Genomic DNA, 1694 nt, shown 5'->3' on the forward strand with positions numbered 1-1694 from the left:
TGTAAGGGGAGCTTTCCGTAACTTTTTACCAGGGCTTGATTTTTTTCTTACTTTTTTATTAAGAAAAAAGTAAGATAAAAAAGCCTTATAACCAAATAAAAATAATTAAAAATTCCTTAAGTTGACGCTATTGGCTGAACAGCTACAAAATTTTCTATATGTATGCTAATAAAAGCCATCCTCCAAGTGCATAATTTCAACAACTTGGTGTTGACTTCCTAAAACAGCTACAATATCAAAACGTATGGGCTGTTGGCTATTTTGTATGCGCAAGTAGTGCGCGGCCGCTAAGCGCAAGGAACGAATTTTCTTTTGGTTAACAAAAGATTCTGGGTTTCCAAATAAAGTATTTTTACGTGCTTTTACCTCAACAAAAACAATCAATGTCTCTTTTTGCACAATAAGATCTATCTCAAATCGTTTGTAACGAAAATTTTGGGCTAGTACCTTAAACCCTTTTTTTACCAAGTAATCTGCTGCAACCTCTTCTGCATATTGACCAAAGGCTTGCGCAATATTTTTTGTTGCCATAGTTTACAATAAATAGCTAGTACACTATACTACAAATGGATTATGTATCCGTAAGCAATAGTTGGAATAAAGACTAGATGCTAGGTAGACTATTACTTCATAAATGTTTGCTAAACGTCTAAATATTTAATGTTAAATACGGTATCCTACCCCGCTCTGGGTAGCTATTTTAAGCTCAAATTTTAAAAAAGTTTAGTAAATTAAAATAAATATAAATTTATTTTTACCATAAAATAGCTGTAATTTAGTCCTCTATGAGAAGGATTCTAATTTTAGCTTTGTATTTTGCAATGGGCCATAATAGTGCTATGGCATTTTCTGGCCGTTTTAGTGCTGAATTGTCGCCTTCTTATGCTACTAATAGACTGTATAACCGCATCAAACCGGTCCTTTATGATAAAGGAGGAGCCATGGCCTTACACTTTGGCTGTGCCTATCACCTTGTGCTACAAGAGCACTGTAACCTTAGTTTAGGCCTCTCCTATGCCTTAAGCCGTATGCAAGTTGCTCGTGATGCTACCGATTCCTTAAGTTGTATAGATGAGGGCTACTCTTTACATTATCTTTGGATACCTGTTCTATGTAGATTTTATACCAGTGAGGTTATGCTTGATACCAGTATCTATTTTAAGCTAGGTGTCATACCCTCTATCAATCTGCCCAGTAGACCCATTACACCAGCTGATTCAGGTTCTTCTGCTGTTTTAACCAAACGGCCCTTCGGTTTTTTTATCCTGTTAGGTGGTGGCGTAAAATATGATTTTAGCTTAACCAATAGCCTTGTTTTGAGTTTAAGTTATTGTTGGGATGTGCCAGGTATAATGTATACAAAAGATACGAATAATTGTTATTGTTATAATAACTTTGTTTGTGTTGATCTTTGTTTTTTATTTTAGTATCATATGCAATCTATTCTAGATATAAATCAATACTTTAGGATTCATTAATGCATAGACTTGTTGCTTACTTGATTGATGTTGAGTCATTTGTAAGAAATAACAAAAAGACAACAACAACCTACTAGATGTAGGTAAGATATAAACATTAGCTAGACGGATCAAATGACCTGACTACCAGAAGTAAAATAAAGAAAAACAGTTGCCGGGATGGCTTACAGGGAGATTCCTGTTTTTTCAGCTGTAAACTAAGCTTCCCGTAACTTT

2 protein-coding genes are annotated in these 1694 nt (G+C 34.6%); one reads left to right on the forward strand and one right to left on the reverse strand.

Annotated elements, in window-relative coordinates:
- Window positions 1-165: 165 nt before the first annotated feature.
- Complete coding sequence (locus MUW73_RS01355; RefSeq protein ID WP_243017904.1) at window positions 166-531, reverse strand: YraN family protein; 366 nt, start codon at window positions 529-531, stop codon at window positions 166-168.
- Between the two features lie 290 nt (window positions 532-821).
- On the opposite strand from MUW73_RS01355, the gene MUW73_RS01360 reads away from it, so the two are divergent.
- Window positions 822-1427, forward strand: a complete 606-nt coding sequence (locus tag MUW73_RS01360; protein ID WP_243017905.1) for an outer membrane beta-barrel protein — start codon at window positions 822-824, stop codon at window positions 1425-1427.
- Window positions 1428-1694: the final 267 nt, after the last annotated feature.

The organism is Candidatus Cardinium sp. cByotN1 (genome assembly GCF_022810525.1).
In the GTDB taxonomy this organism is placed as follows: domain Bacteria; phylum Bacteroidota; class Bacteroidia; order Cytophagales; family Amoebophilaceae; genus Cardinium.

Excerpts from the sequence above, each read along its gene's own strand:
- MUW73_RS01355 (WP_243017904.1), bottom strand. The coding sequence starts at position 531 with ATGGCAACAAAAAATATTGCGCAAGCCTTTGGTCAATATGCAGAAGAG.
- MUW73_RS01360 (WP_243017905.1), top strand. The coding sequence starts at position 822 with ATGGGCCATAATAGTGCTATGGCATTTTCTGGCCGTTTTAGTGCTGAA.